The 17,723-nt window shown below is 66.4% G+C and carries 14 protein-coding genes and 1 tRNA gene; 3 read left to right on the forward strand and 12 right to left on the reverse strand.

Annotated elements, in window-relative coordinates; all coding sequences use genetic code 11:
- Nucleotides 1-124: 124 nt before the first annotated feature.
- Both HH308_RS27675 and HH308_RS27680 read right to left on the reverse strand, forming a co-directional pair.
- Entirely contained in the window at nucleotides 125-1,375 is a 1,251-nt protein-coding gene (locus tag HH308_RS27675; RefSeq protein WP_170197510.1) for a branched-chain amino acid ABC transporter substrate-binding protein, read from the reverse strand.
- Between the two features lie 180 nt (nucleotides 1,376-1,555).
- The gene (locus HH308_RS27680; RefSeq protein ID WP_170197511.1) at nucleotides 1,556-2,164 is read right to left on the reverse strand and encodes an ANTAR domain-containing response regulator; all 609 of its coding nucleotides are present in this window, start codon (nucleotides 2,162-2,164) and stop codon (nucleotides 1,556-1,558) included.
- Nucleotides 2,165-2,295: 131 nt separating this feature from the next.
- Here HH308_RS27680 and HH308_RS27685 point away from each other — a divergent pair.
- Together HH308_RS27685 and HH308_RS27690 are read left to right on the forward strand one after the other, a co-directional pair.
- A tRNA-Leu gene (locus tag HH308_RS27685) sits at nucleotides 2,296-2,369 on the forward strand.
- Nucleotides 2,370-2,781: 412 nt separating this feature from the next.
- The gene (locus HH308_RS27690; RefSeq protein ID WP_170197512.1) at nucleotides 2,782-3,390 is read left to right on the forward strand and encodes a hypothetical protein; all 609 of its coding nucleotides are present in this window, start codon (nucleotides 2,782-2,784) and stop codon (nucleotides 3,388-3,390) included.
- 542 nt (nucleotides 3,391-3,932) lie between these two features.
- On the opposite strand, the gene HH308_RS27695 is transcribed toward HH308_RS27690, so the two are convergent.
- The 10 genes from HH308_RS27695 to HH308_RS27740 all read right to left on the reverse strand — a co-directional run bounded on the left by HH308_RS27695 (nucleotide 3,933) and on the right by HH308_RS27740 (nucleotide 16,092).
- The gene (locus HH308_RS27695) at nucleotides 3,933-4,886 is read right to left on the reverse strand and encodes a putative antibiotic biosynthesis monooxygenase (protein WP_312870873.1); all 954 of its coding nucleotides are present in this window, start codon (nucleotides 4,884-4,886) and stop codon (nucleotides 3,933-3,935) included.
- Nucleotides 4,887-4,910: 24 nt separating this feature from the next.
- Nucleotides 4,911-6,305, reverse strand: coding sequence for an amidohydrolase family protein (locus HH308_RS27700; RefSeq protein WP_170197513.1), 1,395 nt, complete (start codon nucleotides 6,303-6,305; stop codon nucleotides 4,911-4,913).
- Entirely contained in the window at nucleotides 6,302-7,558 is a 1,257-nt protein-coding gene (locus HH308_RS27705) for a multidrug effflux MFS transporter (RefSeq protein ID WP_170197514.1), read from the reverse strand. Before HH308_RS27705 ends, HH308_RS27700 begins: the two co-directional genes overlap by 4 nt.
- Before the next feature lie 31 nt (nucleotides 7,559-7,589).
- Nucleotides 7,590-8,549 (reverse strand): antibiotic biosynthesis monooxygenase, encoded by a 960-nt coding sequence (locus tag HH308_RS27710; RefSeq protein ID WP_170197515.1) that lies wholly within the window; start codon nucleotides 8,547-8,549, stop codon nucleotides 7,590-7,592.
- Complete coding sequence (locus HH308_RS27715; RefSeq protein WP_170197516.1) at nucleotides 8,546-9,988, reverse strand: FAD-binding oxidoreductase; 1,443 nt, start codon at nucleotides 9,986-9,988, stop codon at nucleotides 8,546-8,548. Before HH308_RS27715 ends, HH308_RS27710 begins: the two co-directional genes overlap by 4 nt.
- 5 nt (nucleotides 9,989-9,993) lie before the next feature.
- Entirely contained in the window at nucleotides 9,994-10,986 is a 993-nt protein-coding gene (locus HH308_RS27720) for an XdhC family protein (protein ID WP_170197517.1), read from the reverse strand.
- Nucleotides 10,986-13,715: a molybdopterin-dependent oxidoreductase gene (locus HH308_RS27725; RefSeq protein WP_170197518.1), complete on the reverse strand. Its 2,730-nt coding sequence runs from the start codon at nucleotides 13,713-13,715 to the stop codon at nucleotides 10,986-10,988. Before HH308_RS27725 ends, HH308_RS27720 begins: the two co-directional genes overlap by 1 nt.
- The gene (locus HH308_RS27730) at nucleotides 13,712-14,521 is read right to left on the reverse strand and encodes an FAD binding domain-containing protein (protein ID WP_170197519.1); all 810 of its coding nucleotides are present in this window, start codon (nucleotides 14,519-14,521) and stop codon (nucleotides 13,712-13,714) included. The genes HH308_RS27725 and HH308_RS27730 overlap by 4 nt, the downstream gene beginning before the upstream one ends.
- A 106-nt stretch (nucleotides 14,522-14,627) precedes the next feature.
- Nucleotides 14,628-15,212, reverse strand: a complete 585-nt coding sequence (locus HH308_RS27735) for a nucleotidyltransferase family protein (RefSeq protein ID WP_312870874.1) — start codon at nucleotides 15,210-15,212, stop codon at nucleotides 14,628-14,630.
- Nucleotides 15,193-16,092 carry a hydroxymethylglutaryl-CoA lyase gene (locus HH308_RS27740; RefSeq protein WP_170197520.1) on the reverse strand — a complete coding sequence of 300 codons (900 nt, stop codon included), beginning with the start codon at nucleotides 16,090-16,092 and terminating at the stop codon, nucleotides 15,193-15,195. The genes HH308_RS27735 and HH308_RS27740 overlap by 20 nt, the downstream gene beginning before the upstream one ends.
- Before the next feature lie 194 nt (nucleotides 16,093-16,286).
- Between HH308_RS27740 and HH308_RS27745 the strand changes: the two genes are divergently transcribed.
- Complete coding sequence (locus tag HH308_RS27745) at nucleotides 16,287-17,138, forward strand: hypothetical protein (RefSeq protein WP_170197521.1); 852 nt, start codon at nucleotides 16,287-16,289, stop codon at nucleotides 17,136-17,138.
- The last annotated feature ends 585 nt before the right edge of the window (nucleotides 17,139-17,723 follow it).

Consider the following 17,723-nt stretch of genomic DNA (forward strand, 5'->3'; position numbering starts at 1 on the left):
TCACTCCGCTATTCGTTCTTCAATACGCTGGGGCGCAACGCATTTCGGCGCATCTGGCACCACTGACAGAGACAGCGCAGCATGCCCGGACTCACCGAGCCCGGACATGCTGCGCGTCATGGTGTTACTTGACCTCGTACACCCAGATGTTGGACGAGGTCAGCTCGCCCTTCGGGGTCCACTGGTACTTACGTGCCAGACCATTACCACTGTAGGTCTTGACGTAGTTGACCAGGTCGGCGCGGGTGCGCTTGCCCTCGGCGATGCCCTTCATCAGGATGGTGGCGATGTCGTAGGCCTCGACCGAGTAGACGCCCGGCGCCTGGTTGAACTTCGCCGTGTAGTCGGCCTTGAACTTGTCGGGGGCAGGGCCACACGGGCACGACAGGATCGCGCCCTTGGCGGAGTTACCTGCCAGCGAGATGAAGTTCGGGTCGTTGGCGCCGTCACCCGAGACGAAGGTGACATTCGGTGCGGCCGAGTGCAACTGCTGCGCCAGCGGCGCGGCCTCCGAGTAGTAGCCGGCGTAGAACACGGCGTCGGGGCTGGCCTGGTTGATCTTGGTGATCACGGCGGAGAAGTCACGCTCACCCTTCTTGACGTCGGCGTTGCAGTCCGCGTCGTTGGCCGATCCGAGCGTCTTGGTGACCGCCTTGGCCAGACCTGCGCCGTATTCGGTGTCGTCCTTGATGACGCACACCTTCTTCTTGCCCATCTTGCCGGTCAGGTACTTGGCGACCGCCGGGCCCTGGACGTCGTCGTTGGCCAGGCCGCGGAAGAACGTCTTCCATCCGTTGTCGGTCAGGGTCGGGTTGGTCGCCGAGGCGGTGACCGAGACCAGACCGGCCTGGTTGAACACGCTGCCCGTGGCCTTGGTCTCACCCGAGAACGCGGGCCCGATGAGTCCGACGATCGACTGGTCGCTGACGATGCGCGGCGCTACCTGAGTGGCCTTCTGCGGATCGCCCTCGGTGTCGAAGGTCTCCAGGGTGATCTTGCACCCCGGGTTGGCGGCATTGTGCTGAGCCACTGCGAGTTCCGCACCGTATTCGATGTTCTTGCCCAGAGCGGAGTCGGCGCCGGTGAGTGCACCGGCCATCGCGATCTTCGTGTCGGGGCACTTCGCCTTGCCGTCGCCAGCCGGATCCACCGCGTCGCTCTCTGCGACGACGGGCACTTCCTCGCCGGACGTATTGATCTGCGCCAACTTGCCGATGGTCAGACCTGAACTGTTTCCGCCGGAAGTCTGCATTCCGGAAGCCTGTGTGCCGGAAGCGGTTCCGGCTTCGTCTGTTGATTTGCTGCCACACGCGGAGAGCGCAAGGACTCCGGTGAGTGCCACCGCTATCGCGGCCGTGGTCATGCGACGGTGCATTCAGCTACCTCTCACTTGCCCTCCGACGCCGGTACGCGGAGGTCGACAGGGAAGACCCTCGCAAAAAGATAGACCCAACGGCCGACATCCGCGCGCTTTTGGCACATCCGTCCAGGGACTCCCGCAGGAGAGTTTCACAGAATTAACACAATGACCGAATTATCCGACTTGTCGGACCGCTCAGCCCAAGGTCTCGACGACGACCTGAGCGACCGCCTTCATCGTGGTGCGCCGGTCCATCGCCGCGCGCTGAATCCAACTGAACGCCTCCGGCTCACTCATCGACTGCTTGTCCATCAGCAAGCCCTTCGCACGATCGACGAGCTTGCGGGTCTCCAAGCGGTCACCGATCGAGGCGACCTCCTTCTCCAACGCGCTCAGCTCCTGATACCGGCTGACCGCCACCTCGATGGCCGGCACCAGATCGGCCTTGGTGAACGGCTTGACCAGGTAAGCCATCGCGCCGGCGTCGCGCGCCTTCTCGATGAAATCGCGCTGGCTGAATGCCGTCAGCATCACTACCGGCGCAAGGCGTTTCGCGGCGATCTCGGTTGCGGCGTCGATGCCGTCGCGCACCGGCATCTTGATGTCCATGATGACGAGGTCGGGGGTCAGTGCGGTGGTGAGGTCGACGGCGACCTGACCGTTGGGCGCCTCCCCCACGACGTCGTAGCCCTCTTCCCGCAGCATCTCGATGAGATCCATCCGGATCAGCGAGTCATCCTCGGCGACGAGCACCCGATGCCCCGCAGTCGACGCCGAGCCTGCTGCCTGTTTGCGGTCTGCCATCGTCGTCGCCTCTCTAGTAAGAAACCCATTCGCCCTGTTCACCGCGTGTGACGCAACCAAGACCCTACCGGGTTGGATTCCAGTGGCACCGATCTACTAGAGTGATCAAGCGCGGTTCGGACGAGCCGCCTGCCCCCGTAGCCCAATTGGCAGAGGCAACGGATTCAAAACCCGTCCAGTGTCAGTTCGAGTCTGACCGGGGGCACAGCGAAAACCCCTATTGCGCAGGGGGTTTCTGGTTTCTGCAGGGCCTACATGGTCGATACGTGTGGCGAGTTTGTAGCAAACATGTGTCGCTCTAACGGTATTCGTGATCTATCCGACAAGAATCTCACCTACCGGAGGACACGCCGAAATGACGCTTTGAATCGTTAACCGCGCAGGCCGATCACTCGCCGGCAACCTTGCCGCTGCCGGTGAGGTTGCGGACCGGTTGCGGATTGCATCGGTGACCCACCACAGCGACCAATACATCGAAGAGCGATGGACGGTTCGTACAGCGTCCCGTTGGCTGATGCGTTCCCGACTAGGCAGACAACAACCATTGAGTTGATTCGAATTCCCACTAGCCCCCCAAAACGGCCACACACCAGTCCACACGGTGATGAGATCTCGACATGAGAATCCGACTCACCGTCCCGCTCGCGGTGGCCTTTACCCTGGTAGCCGCAACCTCGGCGTGCTCATCCGACAACACCGGCGTGGCAGCCACGTCGAGCACCGACTCCAGATGGACCCACGTCCTTAGCGAAACCCCAACCCGGACCACCGAGGTACCCGATATTGCCGGCAAGGTCGTCGTGCGCGGAGTCGATTCGGCTTGCAAGAGCCCGACGGTCGCCGATGCAGCGGTCGACCTGTTGGGGGTCCACGTCCATCTCGGCGTCCCCGGCCACTCCGGACAAGCCGCACGCGTCACCTGGAAGCTCTCAGCGTCCCTGCCGACCACTGGCAGCTCATTGGTGACCCTGCTCGCCACCAGCGAAGACGGGGCAGTTACCCGCCAGCTCGGCTATAAGACCGTCGACGGCGAGTTCTCTGCCTATTACGTGTACGACATGAACGCGGCCCAGCAACGTGCCCTCGGCGGACTACCCGACACCTTGACGCCCGGCCGGATCAGCGCAGTCCTACCGGCAGCCGACATCGACGAACTCGGCGACAACTGGCACTGGTCAGCGGCACTCACCCTCGACGGCAAAGACGTCGACACTTGCCCCGCGTAACACACGCAGACGTATTTTGAGCGCCCTATTCGGCCCGTTCTGCTAGACCGGCCCAGGTGTCCACCGCTTTCTGCAGAATGTCGGGTCTGTAAGGGCAGAATGCCCTCGGCGGGACAACTATCTGCAGATTTCAGTGGGCGCCCGAGCGAACGTCGACGGGCGCCGTTCGATCACCACGACAGCGCTCTAGTCGACTCTGTCAGGCAGCCGCTTCCTACGACTCCGATTGCGTGATCGCGCTCATTAGGAAGTCTCAGCGTCGTCATCCGGCGTACTGCCCGCGGCAGTCTGACCTACCGGGCGCCCATCTTTCATCTGCAGGTTTGCGCCCGCCCCGACGATTGGCGGGCCTGCCGCCCAGAAGCGGCCGGCTTCGAATTCCTTCGCCATTTCTGCATATTCCGCGTCTGATCGTCTTTTCGTCATCCCTACTCTCCTATCGGCGTCGGTGTGAGTTCGCGGTTACGACACTGACGTCTATGCAGTCTTACGGCAGACGGCGTCCCTTCGGATACATGTCGATTACCGCCAACGCGCCACCCTCACTCCCCATAATCCCAAAACTGCAGCCACCGCACCGACTCGAACAGCGTCACCGTCACTACGTAGACCGCCACGATGACAAGCGCTCCGGCGAGACCGCTGCGCCAGCCAACGCCGTCGATCGGATCGAGCCAGCGTCGGAACGGCTTCGACGCCCACGGCATCAACCACCACTGCATGGCCGCGACGCTGACCACTTGACTGAGCCAGAGGGCGACTCCGGGCGAGGCGCCGGCGTGGTCGAGCACCGGGCCGAGGAACCGCGACAGCGTCATCACCGTCGGGTAGAGGACCAGCAGCACCAGCATCGCCGACTTCCAGTTCGGCGTCATCAGGGTCTTGCCGCCCGCTGTCCGCACGACGGTACCGAACGGGGTCGCACCCGTGACCTGCACGAAGTCCCCCGTGAGACTTGACCGCAACTCCGACAGCGCACCCTGCCGTTCCGCGGAGCCCACCCAATTCGCCAGCGTCCGGTCCGATCTGAATCTCAGCACCGACAGTGCCGTCCCGGCACCGTCGTCGACGAACACCGACGTCCCTTCGTAGCCGCTGAACGACGCCGCCGCCACCGTCAAACCTCGTTGCGCCGCAACGAATTCACCGCTACGACCGCGGGTGATCACATGGCGGAACGCACCCACCCCGGGCGGCATGGACAGCCCCGCACCGACCAGGATGACCGGCACCGCCGGCACCCAGCCGGCCGCTGCGGCATCGGCGAGGATCCGCTCGACCTGTGGCCCGTCGAGCCAAGCGTCGATCAGCTCCTCGCCGGCGAACGTCGCCGCGATCCCGTCCTCGTACAGTCCGCCTTCAGTTGTTCCGGCGCAGGCCCAGACCGCACCGCTCGTCGACGCCGACGCCACCAACGACTGCGCCCAACTGTCGAAATGCCCCGTACCACCACGGAACAGCACGACCGCTGTCAGGGTTTCGTCGACGCCGGCCACCGAGCCGGATCCTCGGCGCCCGGCCTATCCGCTCACCAGCTTGCCCTGCACATAGACCTCGGCGATCGACGACTCCCGCAGCCCCATCAACAGTGCGAACAACGTCTGATCGCGGGCCAGATCGGCATCCTCGGACCGCACCGCGTTCGCGAGTACCCCGGCCAACGCGTCGGCGGGCTCGACGACGAGAAAGTCGGCCTCCTTGCCCTCGTCGAAGTTGCCGAACCGGTCCTCCATGTCGAGCGCCCGCGCACCGCCCACCGTGGCGATGAACAGCATCTCGGCGGGGTGCATCGACACGCCGGCGTCGCCCGGCTCGGTGATGTGCTGCTTGAACGCGTCGCCGACGACGCGTGAGATCAGCCATTCGTCGCCGCCGCCGAAGTCCGTGCCTGCCGAGATATTCACGCCCGACGCCACGGTTCGTTTCCACGGCATAGTTCCCGAGCCTAGAAACAATTGCGAAATGGGACAGTGAGAAATGGACGTTCCGGTCTCGGCCATGCGCGCCAATTCGGCGTCTTGGCAATGCACGCTGTGCGCCATGATCGTCCGCGGACCCAGCAGGCTCTTGCCGCCGACCGTCGATCCGGGCAAGAACTTGCCGTCGTAGGTGTCGAGATAGGAGTTGACCTGATAGACCTGCTTGGTGCTGTCGATCTCGCCGGTTCCCGGCCGATTGTTTTCGTTGAGGTGGGTGTGCACGTACACCCCCCGATCGCGGTATTCGTCGTAGAGTTCGCCGAGGTTCTTCAGCGTCTCCGTAGTGACAGACAACGAGAATCTCGGGACGATGGCCACATGCAGCCGCGACGTCCGATAGTCGCCCGTGTCAGCACCGTGCCACTTCTCGATTTCGGCCCGCGTCAGTGCGATTGCGTCTTCTTCGGAGGTCAGCAACGGGGTGGCCGTTTCTCCGCCGACCGTTTGAATACCACGGCCGGACACGATCCGAAGCCCGGCCCGATCGGTTTCGGCGAACAGCGCGTCCTGCGCATGCGGAAACGCTGAGCCGAACACCATCATCGCGGTGGTACCGGCCGCGATGCGTCGTCGAGTGAATTCGGCCGCGGCCTGCTGCGCGAAATCAGGATCGGCGAACTTCGATTCCGATGGGAAAATGCATAGCGTGAGCCACTCCAGGAGCTGCCCGCCACCATAGGAGTCACCCGCATACGTTTGCGGGAAATGAATATGAGTATCGATGAATCCTGGTATCAAATAGCCGCCGGTATGGTCGTGCGGTGTCGCACCGCTGAATTCTTCGGGCACATCGCCGCGCTCGCCGACGAACCGCACCCGACCATCGTCGACGACAAGTGCGCCGTCGGGAATAGACACCAGAGCATCGGCTGCCTCGGTGACTTTAGGACTGCCGGCCAAGTGAAAGATATGGCCGAAATAGACATCTGCGCTCATACTTGCTCTCCTTGTTGATTTGCATGATGTTGATTTGCATAATTCCGTGCGCCCCGCGCTCCGAACAGCCCCAGTCCCGCCACCGAACCGACCGCCACCACCAGACAGAAGACATACAGCCACCCCAGTGGCGCGGGCGACGTCTCCGGCGCAATCCCCATCACTGCCATCGCCACGCTGACGATCAGATACGACACCGTCGTCGCGATTCCACCGACGAGTCCCAAATTCTTTTCGAACAGTCCCAATGCGAGTCCATACATCTGGGGACACAACACACCGCACCCGGCGAGCGCGAACATCGCGCCGAGGGTCAGCGGCCACATCATGGTTCCGGCCGCAAGTGCCGGAATCAACAACAGCGCGGCACCCACGGCGAATATCGCGAAGGCCGCGGAAGCAAGCCTGCCGGGCGAGCAACGCATCGCGAAATAGCCGCAGGCCAGCTCACCCAACAGATTGACCGCGCCGACGACCAACGCGATCGCGCCATAGCCCGCCGGCGAGAAGCCCAGTCCGTCCTGATACAGGAACGGTCCGACGACGCCGAACGCCAACTGCGCCGATGCCATCAGGCCGAACACCACGACCAGCCGAAGATAGCCGGGACGCCGGATCACCTCGGTTGCGTTACGCCAGGTCTCACCGATCGCGATCGCCGACCTCGCGTCAGGCGCGAGCGTCTCCGGCAGTACGGCGACGACCAGCACTCCGACGGCCGCAATCACCACGGCCATGAGCCCGAAGATCAGTCGCCAGGACAAGAACTGCACCAGTACCCCGCCGACCGCGGGCGCCAGCACCGGCGCGAGCCCCCACGCCGCGCCTAGCCACCCGGACACCGAAGTCAACTGCGCACCCCGGAACGTGTCGGCCGCCATCGCATAGCTGAGCACCATGCACGACGCCGCGCCCGCCCCCTGAACGAACCGCGCCGCCAGCAGCACCTCGATCCCCGGCGCGAGCGCGCACACCACGCTCGCCGACGCCGCGACGACGAGGCCGCACAGCAATATCGGTCGACGGCCTCGGGCATCGGCCAACACACCGAGCGGAATGAATGCCACCGACAGCCCCAGCATGTACGCCGTGACGGTGTTCTGCAGGGCGGCCGGACTCGCGTGCAGGTCGTCGACCATGCGGGGTAGCGCCGGGGTGTAGATGTCCAGCGGCACCTGGCTGAGCGGGACGATGCACAGCAGCACACCGATCAGGCCGCGCCGGCCGAGGCGCTTCGACGCCGGAGGGGTCATCGGAGCGTCAACGCACGTGTCGCGGCGTGTGTCATGGCAACGACCAGATGACGACGGTCACCAGGTAGAACACCAGCACCCAGAACGCGTTGACAGCGAGCACCAGACCGAAACCGCGCCAGTCGGTCGTCGGCTGCGGTGCGTCGCGCCGCGGCTTGAGCCACCAGCCGAGGATTCGATTCACGTAATAGGGCATCGTGAAATAGCTCATCGACAGGCTCGACAGCAGGTTTCCGATCAACATTCCCAGCCACAGCGGCATGCCGAGCGGCGACGTCAGCAGCGTCAGCAGCACCACGGTCGGATACAGGCCCATCCACACCGCGATCGAGGACTTGAAGTTCGACGGCGGCGGCCGGTCGTCGTAGCCGAACGAAAACCAGTTGCCGAACGAATGGTCGATGGTGCGCAGTGTGAAGTCACCGAACTGCTCGGCCTCGGCGAGCATTTCCCGGCGCCGGTCCGACGTCAGCCATGCGTCGAGATGTTCGGCCGAGTCGTATCGATAGGAGATCGTCCATTCGTCGTGCACGCCGTCGATCGGTCGAAAGAGTTCCGACCCGCAGAATCCCGGGAAGGCGCGTTCGGCGGCGTCGAGTCGTTTCTGCCATGCAAGGAAGTCGTCGATCGACTCCGGCGCGACGCGGTGGCTGACGACGACAGTGACCAAGGTGTCCGGCTCGCGGTGCCCGGCCGACACCAGTTGCGCCGTACCGGGTCCGTCGAAGAGGTCGGCGCCCTCCTCCAATTTCGCCGACCGCACCCGACTGTTGAGCCAGTCCTGCAGATGGCTGACCGAGTCGAATTGGTAGACGACCACCCATTCCGGCTGCACGGCAGTCGGCGGTCGGAGGTCGGCCCCGACGAAACCCGGAAACTCGGCAGCAGCGTCACTGAGTCCGCGCTGCCAGCGTTGATAGTCGGATTCGCGGCCGTCGACTATGCGTTGGCCGATGATCATCGTCGCACCGCTCGGGTCGTGCGTACTCATGGCAGCTCCTGGGCCAACGGGTGATTGAGGAGGACTCCCCCCGGGTCGATGCGATCGCGCAGGTCACGCAACTTGCGGAGGTTTCCGCCGTAAGCGGCATCGATCTCGGCCGCCGACTCGGCGAATCCGGAACGCAGCTCGACGCTGTAGCCGCCGATTGTTCCGGGCGCCAGCACGGCCAGCGTGTCGCGGGCCCACGCTCGGCAGGCGTCGGTGTCGGCGGCGTCGGACCAGATGGCGTTCAGCGGAACGTTCCACTCGCCCCGACGTCCCCAGAACGCGGTCGCGGTGTCCTCGACGTCGGCCAGCGCGCCGCCGGTGTGCTGAAAGTCGATGCGGCATGCACGCGTCGGCGCGGCGGTGATCGCCGCCGCGAGGCCGTCGGCGATGTCAGCACCGAGATTCGGCCCGGTGAACACCGACTTTCCGTAGAACCAGCCGCGGTGCGCGGTCGACGTCGGGTCGGGTGGGGCGATCGCGGCAGGTTCGGCGCCGCCCGGGCCGGGGATCGCGAACTCCGGCAGCCCGGCGAGATAGCGCCCGGAAGTCTCCGCGCGGAAGAAGGTGTTCTTCGACGCCGCGACGACCGCCGACGTCGCCGACCGCGCGACGTCGACGTCGTCGTCGCAGCTGCTCCGGCAGGCGGTGTAGACGAGCAACACCGGATCCGGACCGCCACCCCACCCGAGAACCGCGCCCATCGTCGTGTGCCGCGGCAACTGTGGAGCCGTCGCGAAATAGGTGGCCAGCGCATCGAGTCCGACGACCGCGCGCTCGACGTACACCGGTCCCTGCGGGTGAGTGCGCAACCGCGCGGACGTAACCACCCCGAATGACGGCGCGCACCCGCGCGCCGCCCACCACAGTTCTTCCTCCACGCCGCGACTGTCCTCCGACAGGCGCAACCACGTTCCGTCGGGCAGCACCATCTCGAGTTCGACGATCTGGTCGAGGGTCAATCCGAGGTCACGTGTCAGGTAACCGACGCCGCCGCGGGTGATCAGGCCGAGTCCCGCAATACCGGCGATACCGACCGGAATCACCCGGCCGGTCGGTGTGGTCGCGGCCAATGCCTCGCCGACCGTCGCACCACCCCCGACGACGACGTGCGAGTCGCCGTCGGTCCGGGCGGTCGCGAAATGTACCGAGAGGTCGAGCAGCACAGCGTCGTCGCGCACGCAATTGGAACTCAGACCGCCACCCCGCACCGTCACCGGGACGCCCGCGGCCGCGGCGCGGGTGAGCGTCGTCGCCACGTCGGCGACGTCGGCCGGAGTGACCACGCAGCTCGGCGACCGCCGCGCCGCCTCGGGAAAGAAGACCCGGGCGAGGCTGTCGCGGAATTGCGGCTCGCCTGCCACGTGCACGCGCCCCGGCAATGCCGACGCCAATTCGGCGGCGAGTCCGTTCCGCTGCTCGAAAGCGGGTAGGGAATCCATCCGCCTCACCCCACTTCCCGATGAATCGGCCCGCTACGCGCGCCCAATGCCACCGAGGTGCCACCCCGGGTCTCGGCGACGATCTGCGCCAGAATCGACACGGCGGTCTGCGCGGGCGTTTGCGCGTTCAAGTCCAACCCGAGCGGGCTGTGCAGCCGTGCCAGAGTCTGCACGGCGACGCCGTCCTCCAGCAGCCGCGCCAGTCGTGTGCGATGAGTTCGCCGCGACCCCAGGGCGCCCACAAACCCCGCCGCGGAGTCGAGGGCGATCCGTAACGTCGGCACGTCGAACCGTTCGTCGTGCGAGAGCACGCAGATCACCGTCGTCGGATCGATCCGCCCGGCAGCGACCTCCTCGCCCAGATAGCGCTGCGGCCACTCGACCACCACGTCGGCACCGGGGAACCGGTCGGCGGTCGTGAACGCCGACCGTGCGTCTACCACGGTCACGCGGTAGTCGAGCTGAATCGCCATGGCGCACAACGCACCGACGTAACCGTTGGCACCGGTCAGAATCATCCGTGGAGCCGGCGGAAAGTACTGGTGGAAGGCCGGTGCGGAAGCCATCCCCGCCGCCCGGGGTCCGAGGAACCAACGCGGCCGCTCGCCCAGCTCGGTCACCCAATCGACCTCCACGCCCTCGCGCAGCGCATTGGCCAGTCGACGCAGCAGCGCGACGGCGTCGGCGTCGACCGGCTCGACGAACACCTCGATCTCACCACCGCACGTCAGTGTCGGGCGCAGGCCCAGCGGGTCGCATTGGTCCGCACCGAACCACATCGACGTCGCGACGCCGTCGGCGATCACCGTGGCGGCCCGCGCCACGACGTCGGCGTCGATGCAGCCGCCCGACAGACACCCGATGACCTCGCCCGACGCGGTGATCACCATCGCCGTCCCGGCCGGGCAGGGACCCGGTCCGCGCGCGGTGATCACCCGCGCCAGCGCCACTCGTTCGAGTGACGCCGCGGCGATCAACTGCCCCAACACTGTTCGCATCACGCCTGCTTCGCCAGCTCGATCGCGGCCCAGACGCGCTCGGGATTCATCGGCAGTCGGTACGGCCGCGCGCCCACCGCGTCGGTGATCGCATTGGCCATCGCCGGGGCGACCGGATTGTACGGCGACTCGCTCATCGACTTGGCACCGAACGGGCCCAATTCGTCGTAGGTGTCGGCGAAGAACACCTGTGTCTCCGGCACGTCGGCGACCTGCGGAATGTGATAGTTGCGCAGCGTGTCGGTCTGCACCACGCCGTCGGTGACGACGATCTCCTCGTACAGCGCCGAGCCGAGCGCCTGCACCACGCCGCCCTCGACCTGACCACGGCACTGTTGCGGATTCACCACGACGCCGGCGTCGGCGGCCTGCACCGACTGCACCACTCGCACCTCGCCGGTCGCCGGGTGCACCGCGACGCGGAACGCTTGGACGTTGAACGCCGCCGACCTCGGGGTGCCGTCGTGCCGCCCGATCCCGGTCAGTTCGCCTTCGGCCGCAACATCGGCCAGCGGCACCGAGCGGTCCGCGCTGCGGGCGCAATCGCCGCGCAACTCGACGTCGGCGGCCTCGACATCGAGCAATCGTGCTGCGGCACAGACGATCTCCGAACGCAGTGCCGTCGCGGCCCGTTGCAGGGCCAGGCCCGCGACGACCGTCCCGGCCGACCCGAACGCCCCGGTGTCGTGGCCCACCACGTCGGTGTCGGCCTGCACCACGACGATGTCCGACGGTTCGCAGCCGAGCACCTGCGCCGCGATCTGCGCATGCACCGTCGCCGTCCCGTTGCCGAATTCCGCCGTGCCGACCGCGACGCGGTAGTGACCGTCGGCGTCGAGATATGCTGCGGCGTCGGCGAAATGGCCGCGCGGCGGGATCGTGGCGATCATCCCCATCGCCATGCCCTCACCGATCCGCCATCCGGCGGCGGCGAGTCGTGCTCCGTCGCGCCCGGGTTCGTCACGTCCCGCGACGAGCGCCGCCTTCGCCGCATCGAGGCACTGATCGAGTCCATAGCTGCCGAAGCCCAGATCGCCTTCCTCCACTTCCCAGCAGACGAAATCATCGCCCGGCCGCACTGCGTTGCGGCGGCGGAACTCGAACGGATCGACGGCGCAGCGCGCGGCGAGTTGATCCATCGCGGACTCGACCGCGAACTGAACCTGACCGAGCCCGTACCCGCGGAACGCGCCCGACGGAATGTTGTTGGTGTAGACCGCTTGTGCGTCGACCCGCTTGTTGTCGGCGCGGTAGAGCGAGACCGACTCGTTGCAGGCGTGGAACATCACCCCCGGGCTGTGGTTGCCGTAGGCGCCCGCATCGGACAGCACGTCGATTGCCAGCGCCGTCAACGTGCCGTCGGCGTCGGCGGCCGCGTTGACGGTGATCTTCATCGGATGGCGGCACGGTGCGATGGTGAACTGATCGCTGCGACTGAATTCGTACGACGCCGGCCGGCCGGTCCGCAGGACCGCCATCGTGACCAGGTCCTCCACCAGCAACTCCTGCTTGCCGCCGAATCCGCCGCCGACTCGCGGGGCGAAGACGCGCACCTGCTCCCGCGAAAGGCCGAAGATGTGACAGAGTTCGTTGCGGGTCAGGTAGGGCACCTGGGTACTCGACCGAATGACCAACCGGCCCAATTCATCTCGCCAGCCCACCGCGCAGTGGGTCTCCAGGTGGGCGTGTTGGACCCGCTGGGTCTGCCAGGTGCCGCTGACCGTCGAACCGCCCGACCCCCGGGCGGCGTCCATCGCCGCGGCGACGTCACCGACCTCGCCGTGCACTTCGGCGACCAGGTTGCGCTCCGGTGCGGCGATGCGAGCCGACGCGTCCTTGTCACCGTGCAGCGCATACGCTCCCGGTCGACGCGCCTGTTCGGGGTCGAAAACCGCTGGCAGCAACTCGTATTCGACGTCGATCAAGGTCAGCGCCCGGGCCGCTGTCTGCGGGGTGTCGGCGACCACCGCGGCCACCCGTTGCCCGACGAATCGCAGAACCCGGTCGAAGACGAGGGTGTCGTCCGGGTCGTCGGTGCGGAATTCGTGGCGGCCGGTGGAGAACGGCACGCCGGGATCGTCGCGGTAGGTGAATACCGCCCGCACGCCGTCGAGCCGCTCCGCGCGTTCGGTGTCGATTCGCAGAATGCGCGCCGACGGATGCGGACTGCCGAGCACCGCGATGGATCCGGTGTCCGCCGGGAGCTCGTCCATGGTGTAGCGCTGCGCACCGGTGAGCACGTCGCGTCCGGCCGGAGCGGAAACCGAACGGCCGAAAGGCTTTTCGGCGCACTTCGTGGCGGCGTCGAGTATCGGTGCGCCGTTGAGTGCGGCGACGATCGGCCGATAGCCGGTGCAGCGGCAGAGGTTGCCCTTCATCGACTGCGGTAGGTCGGCCAGCTCCGCGGCGTCGAGTTGCGTTGCGGTGACTAGCATTCCGGCCGAGCAGAATCCGCACTGGAAGCCGGCGTGGTCGATGAAACGCTGGCGCAGGTCGTCGGCTCGCGGTGACTTCAGTCCCGCAACGGTGGTGACCTCGGCGTCGGCGACCCGGTGTGCCGGGACGATGCACGAGTGCCGCGCGGTGCCGTCGACGAGTACCGAGCATGCGCCGCAATCGCCTGCGTCGCAACCCTTTTTGACCTCGACGTTGCCGTTCTCGCGCAGATACGTCCGAAGGCATTGCCCGGGACGGGCCGCGACGTCGATCGTGCGACCGTTGACTTTCATGACGCCAACTCCGCGACCACTTCGGCCGCCAGATGCCCGGTGACCGCGCGGCGCCAATCGGCCTTGCCGTGCGCGTCGTCGTGGTACTCGTGCGGTGCGATCGCCGCGACGGCCGACAGCGCGGTCGGCGCGTCGGGCGCGTCGATCACGATCGGCCGCCTGGTCCCGGCGCTCACCGTGACCGTCAGGCCGGCCGCACCGTCACTTCGACCGCGGGCGATCACGATGGCCCCCGACCGGCCGAGTGGTGCGTAGGCGACTTTGCGCAGCGCAGTCGGTTCGGTCAGTGCGGCGACGGGCAGTCGGATGGCGCGCAGCACATCACCCGGTTGCAACGCGGTCACCCCGACGTCGGTGACGAAATCGCTTATGCCACAGTACTCTTCACTACCGTCGGCACGCCAGATCACCGCTTGGCCGGCCAGCGCCGCGCATAGCGAGATCATCGCGCCGGCCGGAAATCCGAGGCAGATGTTGCCGCCCACGGTGGCCGTCCGCCAGATCTTCGACGAGGCGAGCAGCGCGCGGGCGCACTGCCCGAACAGCGGTGCCGCGCGCCAGGCGGCCGGGTAGTCGCCGGTGATGAGCTTCTCGATGGTGCAGGTCGCCGCGATCTCGAGGCCGTCGTCGTCGATGGTGAGGTCGGGCCAGCCCATCGTCGACAGATCGATCAGCCTCGTCGTCGTCGGCTGCGGTTGACTGAACAACCAGGTGCCGCCGGCGACCAATGCGTCGCTCGCTGCCAGTCCGGTGAGGTCCTGTCGCGTTCGAGCGGGTACCCAGTCGTCGATCATGTGCAGGTCCATCGATGTCGACCCTTCGTCGGACAGCTTCGGCCACTTCAGGTTCGCCTCGATCGCGCGTCAGCGTTGCGGTTTCCGCGAAGTTTCCGGCAAAAAGAGGTCGATTGAACTACGCCGTCGGGGTGTCTTGATCTTCGCCGCTCGCCCACTGCCCGCATTCGACGTAGGTGACCGTATTCTCCGCGAGGTACGGGCCCGCGCCGACGTCGCCGGTCAACCGTTGCGACACGCGCCCGAAGTGGTTGGCGCCGAGGAACACCGGATGACCGGGTCGGGCCGCATAGGTCGCCCGGACCAGGGCATCGGAGCGCCTGCGCGACGCCGCCAGCACTGCCGCGACGACGCGGTGGTCGACGTCGGGCAGGTCGACGAGATGGATGACGGCCCCGGCGACGTCGGGCGCGAGCTGAGTCAGACTGGCACGCAGCGACTCGCCGACGCCGAGTGCCCAACGCTCGACGACGAGCGGTCGTGCGGGCGGCGGCACCGCCACGATCGCCGCGCCGAGCGCGACGAACACCTCGTCGCAGCCGCCGAGATCGAGCGCGCGTACCGCGTTCTCCAGCCAGAGTCCTTCCGCGGCAAGAACCTTCGGCATTCCGTACCGACGGCCGGCACCCGCGGCGAGCACGATGCCCGCGACTCGTGCCCCACCTACGTCGAGCCCGGCGCCGCTACCTACTCGGGAAGCCACCCGCCCTGCCCAACTGCCCTGGAACGTCCTTCGCAAGCGCGACGCCCAACCAATCAGCCGCCTTGATCAACACATCCATGTCCACGCCGGTCTCAATTCCACTGCGGCCCAACATGTAGATCAGATCCTCCGAGGCGATGTTCCCGGTCGCGGCCGGTGCGAACGGACATCCGCCGAATCCGCCGATGCTCGCATCCAGCGCCGTTGCTCCGACGTCGAGGGCGGTGAGCGCGTTCGCGTACCCGGTGTTGCGGGTGTTGTGAAAATGCCAGCGCTGCGGAACGCCGGGCGCCTCCTCCGACGCGAGGGCCGCCAGCGCCCGAACCTGAGCAGGCACTCCGACGCCGATGGTGTCGGCGAGCGCGATCTCGTCGGGCGCCGAGCCTGCGACCAACTGTGCGATGATCTCGCCGATCCACGACGCCTTCACCTCTCCGCTGAACGGGCATCCGAACGATGTCGCGATGGTCACCGTTGTGAACGCGCCCGCCGCACGGGCGTCGCGCACGATGTCGACGGCGGCCGAAATGCCTTCTGCCACACTGCAACCCTGGTTGCGCTGACTGAACTCTTCGGTCGACACCACCACGACGTTGACTTCGTCGACCCCCGACTGCAACGCCCGATCGAGCCCGCGCCGATTGAGTACCAGCCCGATGTAGGACACGTCCGCGCGCCGAGGCACCGCCGCCATCACCTCTTCGGCGCCGGCCATCTGCGGAACTCGCTTCGGGTTGACGAAGCTCACCGCCTCGATGCGGCGCACCCCGGCGTCGACGGCGCGCGTGATCAATTCGACCTTCTCCTCCACGCGCAGGGTCTTGTTCTCGTTCTGCAGACCGTCGCGCGGACCGACTTCCACCAGGTGCACCGAAGACATTCCTCCATGCTGCACCCATCCGCAGTATCGGCGTCGACTGGGTGATGCACAGAATCCTCTGCTGAACTCTGTCGATACTGGAGTCCGTAAGGGCAATCTGCCCTTGGTGACCTGCTATCGTGCGGATTTCAGACGCCAGACGGACCGCCACACCGTCCAACCCACCGGGAATCAACCACCTGAGTGAAAAGCGAATGGAACCGTTCGACGCCGCGCTGCGTCCAATAACCATGCCCCGCCTCAGTCCACCGTCCGACGATCAGGCGCGCTTCCACGCCGACTATCTCGAACGCATACCCATCGCCTGGGGATGGGATCTGGTAGCCGACATTCCGCTGCCACCGTTTCGCTCGCGCTCCGAGTTCGACCGATTCCTGACCCATCTGCGCGAGCACGTCGCGCGGTCGACGAAGGCGACGTCGGCGCGCAGTATGGCGGTGGTGTCGGAGGTCATCGACGAGGCACGCACCCGACGTCGGCCTCGACGCGAGATCCCCTTGACCGCAACCGAACTCGCTGCGACGTTCATCGTCAACTTCCCGGCGCCATGGACCGTGCCCACACTCGCGGCGGCGCTGCGCGGTGCAGGCACGACGATGACTCTCGACGCCGCCGACCGGTGGACGCTCGTCGGGCCACCGCGGATCATGGCTCGACCGACGCCGGAAGGTGGTTGGCATACAACAGTTTTCGATGATAAGCGGCGGCGGCGTTGTCTGCTCGACGACCGCGAGTTCGTCATCCTGGTGATGCAGCACCACTTGCAGCTGGGCCAGTCACCGGCGCCGTGCCCACTGGGCTGGGCGCTGGGGACGCGGGAACTGACGAGAGCGATCCCGCGTGCCATCGCGAGTAGGCTCACCGATGGTCGCCGCGGTCTCACCGCCGAACACGCCGAATGGATTGCGCACCAGGCTATCTGCTATGCCGCCGACCCGATGTCGGTGAGCCCCGCCGACATCGCCGAACTACGCAGGCTGCGAGCCCTGTCGTCGGCGCAGGCGCGAACAGATCGGATGGCACGGATGAGCGACCGATCGGCGTAGGGGTAGGGACGGGTGTTCGAGGTGACTTTCCTGCACCTCGAGCGCCGAAGCGGGGCACGGGCTTCACCTCCCGCTCCTCGAGTGCCGAAGCGACGCGCGAGCTTGACCTCCCGCTCCCCGACTGCCGAAGCGAGGCGCGAGCGTCACCTCCCGCTCCCCGAGCGCCGAAGCGACGCGCGGACTTCACCTCCCGCTCCCCGACTGCCGAAGCGACGCGCGAGCGTCACCTCCCGCTCCCCGACTGCCGAAGCGACGCGCGGACTTCACCTCCCGCTCCCCGAGTGCCGAAGCGAGGAACGAGCTTCGGTGTAACGAGGGGTCTGGTGAGACGAGGAATCTGACGTGACCCCGAGACTTGTTGGTGGCGTTCTACTTTCGTGATCCCAGGCGGTGTGGTTATTACCCGACTTCAGGCGGCGGATGGCGCGGCTCGCCGCCCGAGCGATGCGCAGCCGGTGTGTGCAGTGCCAAGTGAGCGTGTGACTCGAAATGAACGCGGTGAGCAACTACGGTTCCAACGGGCGACGGCTGCTCGCCTGCCGGGAACGGGGGTTGGCTTGGGTTCTTTGTCTCACCAGCCCCCTC

Origin of the sequence: Gordonia asplenii (genome assembly GCF_012933505.1) — a bacterium.
GTDB classification, from domain to species: Bacteria; Actinomycetota; Actinomycetes; order Mycobacteriales; family Mycobacteriaceae; genus Gordonia; species Gordonia asplenii.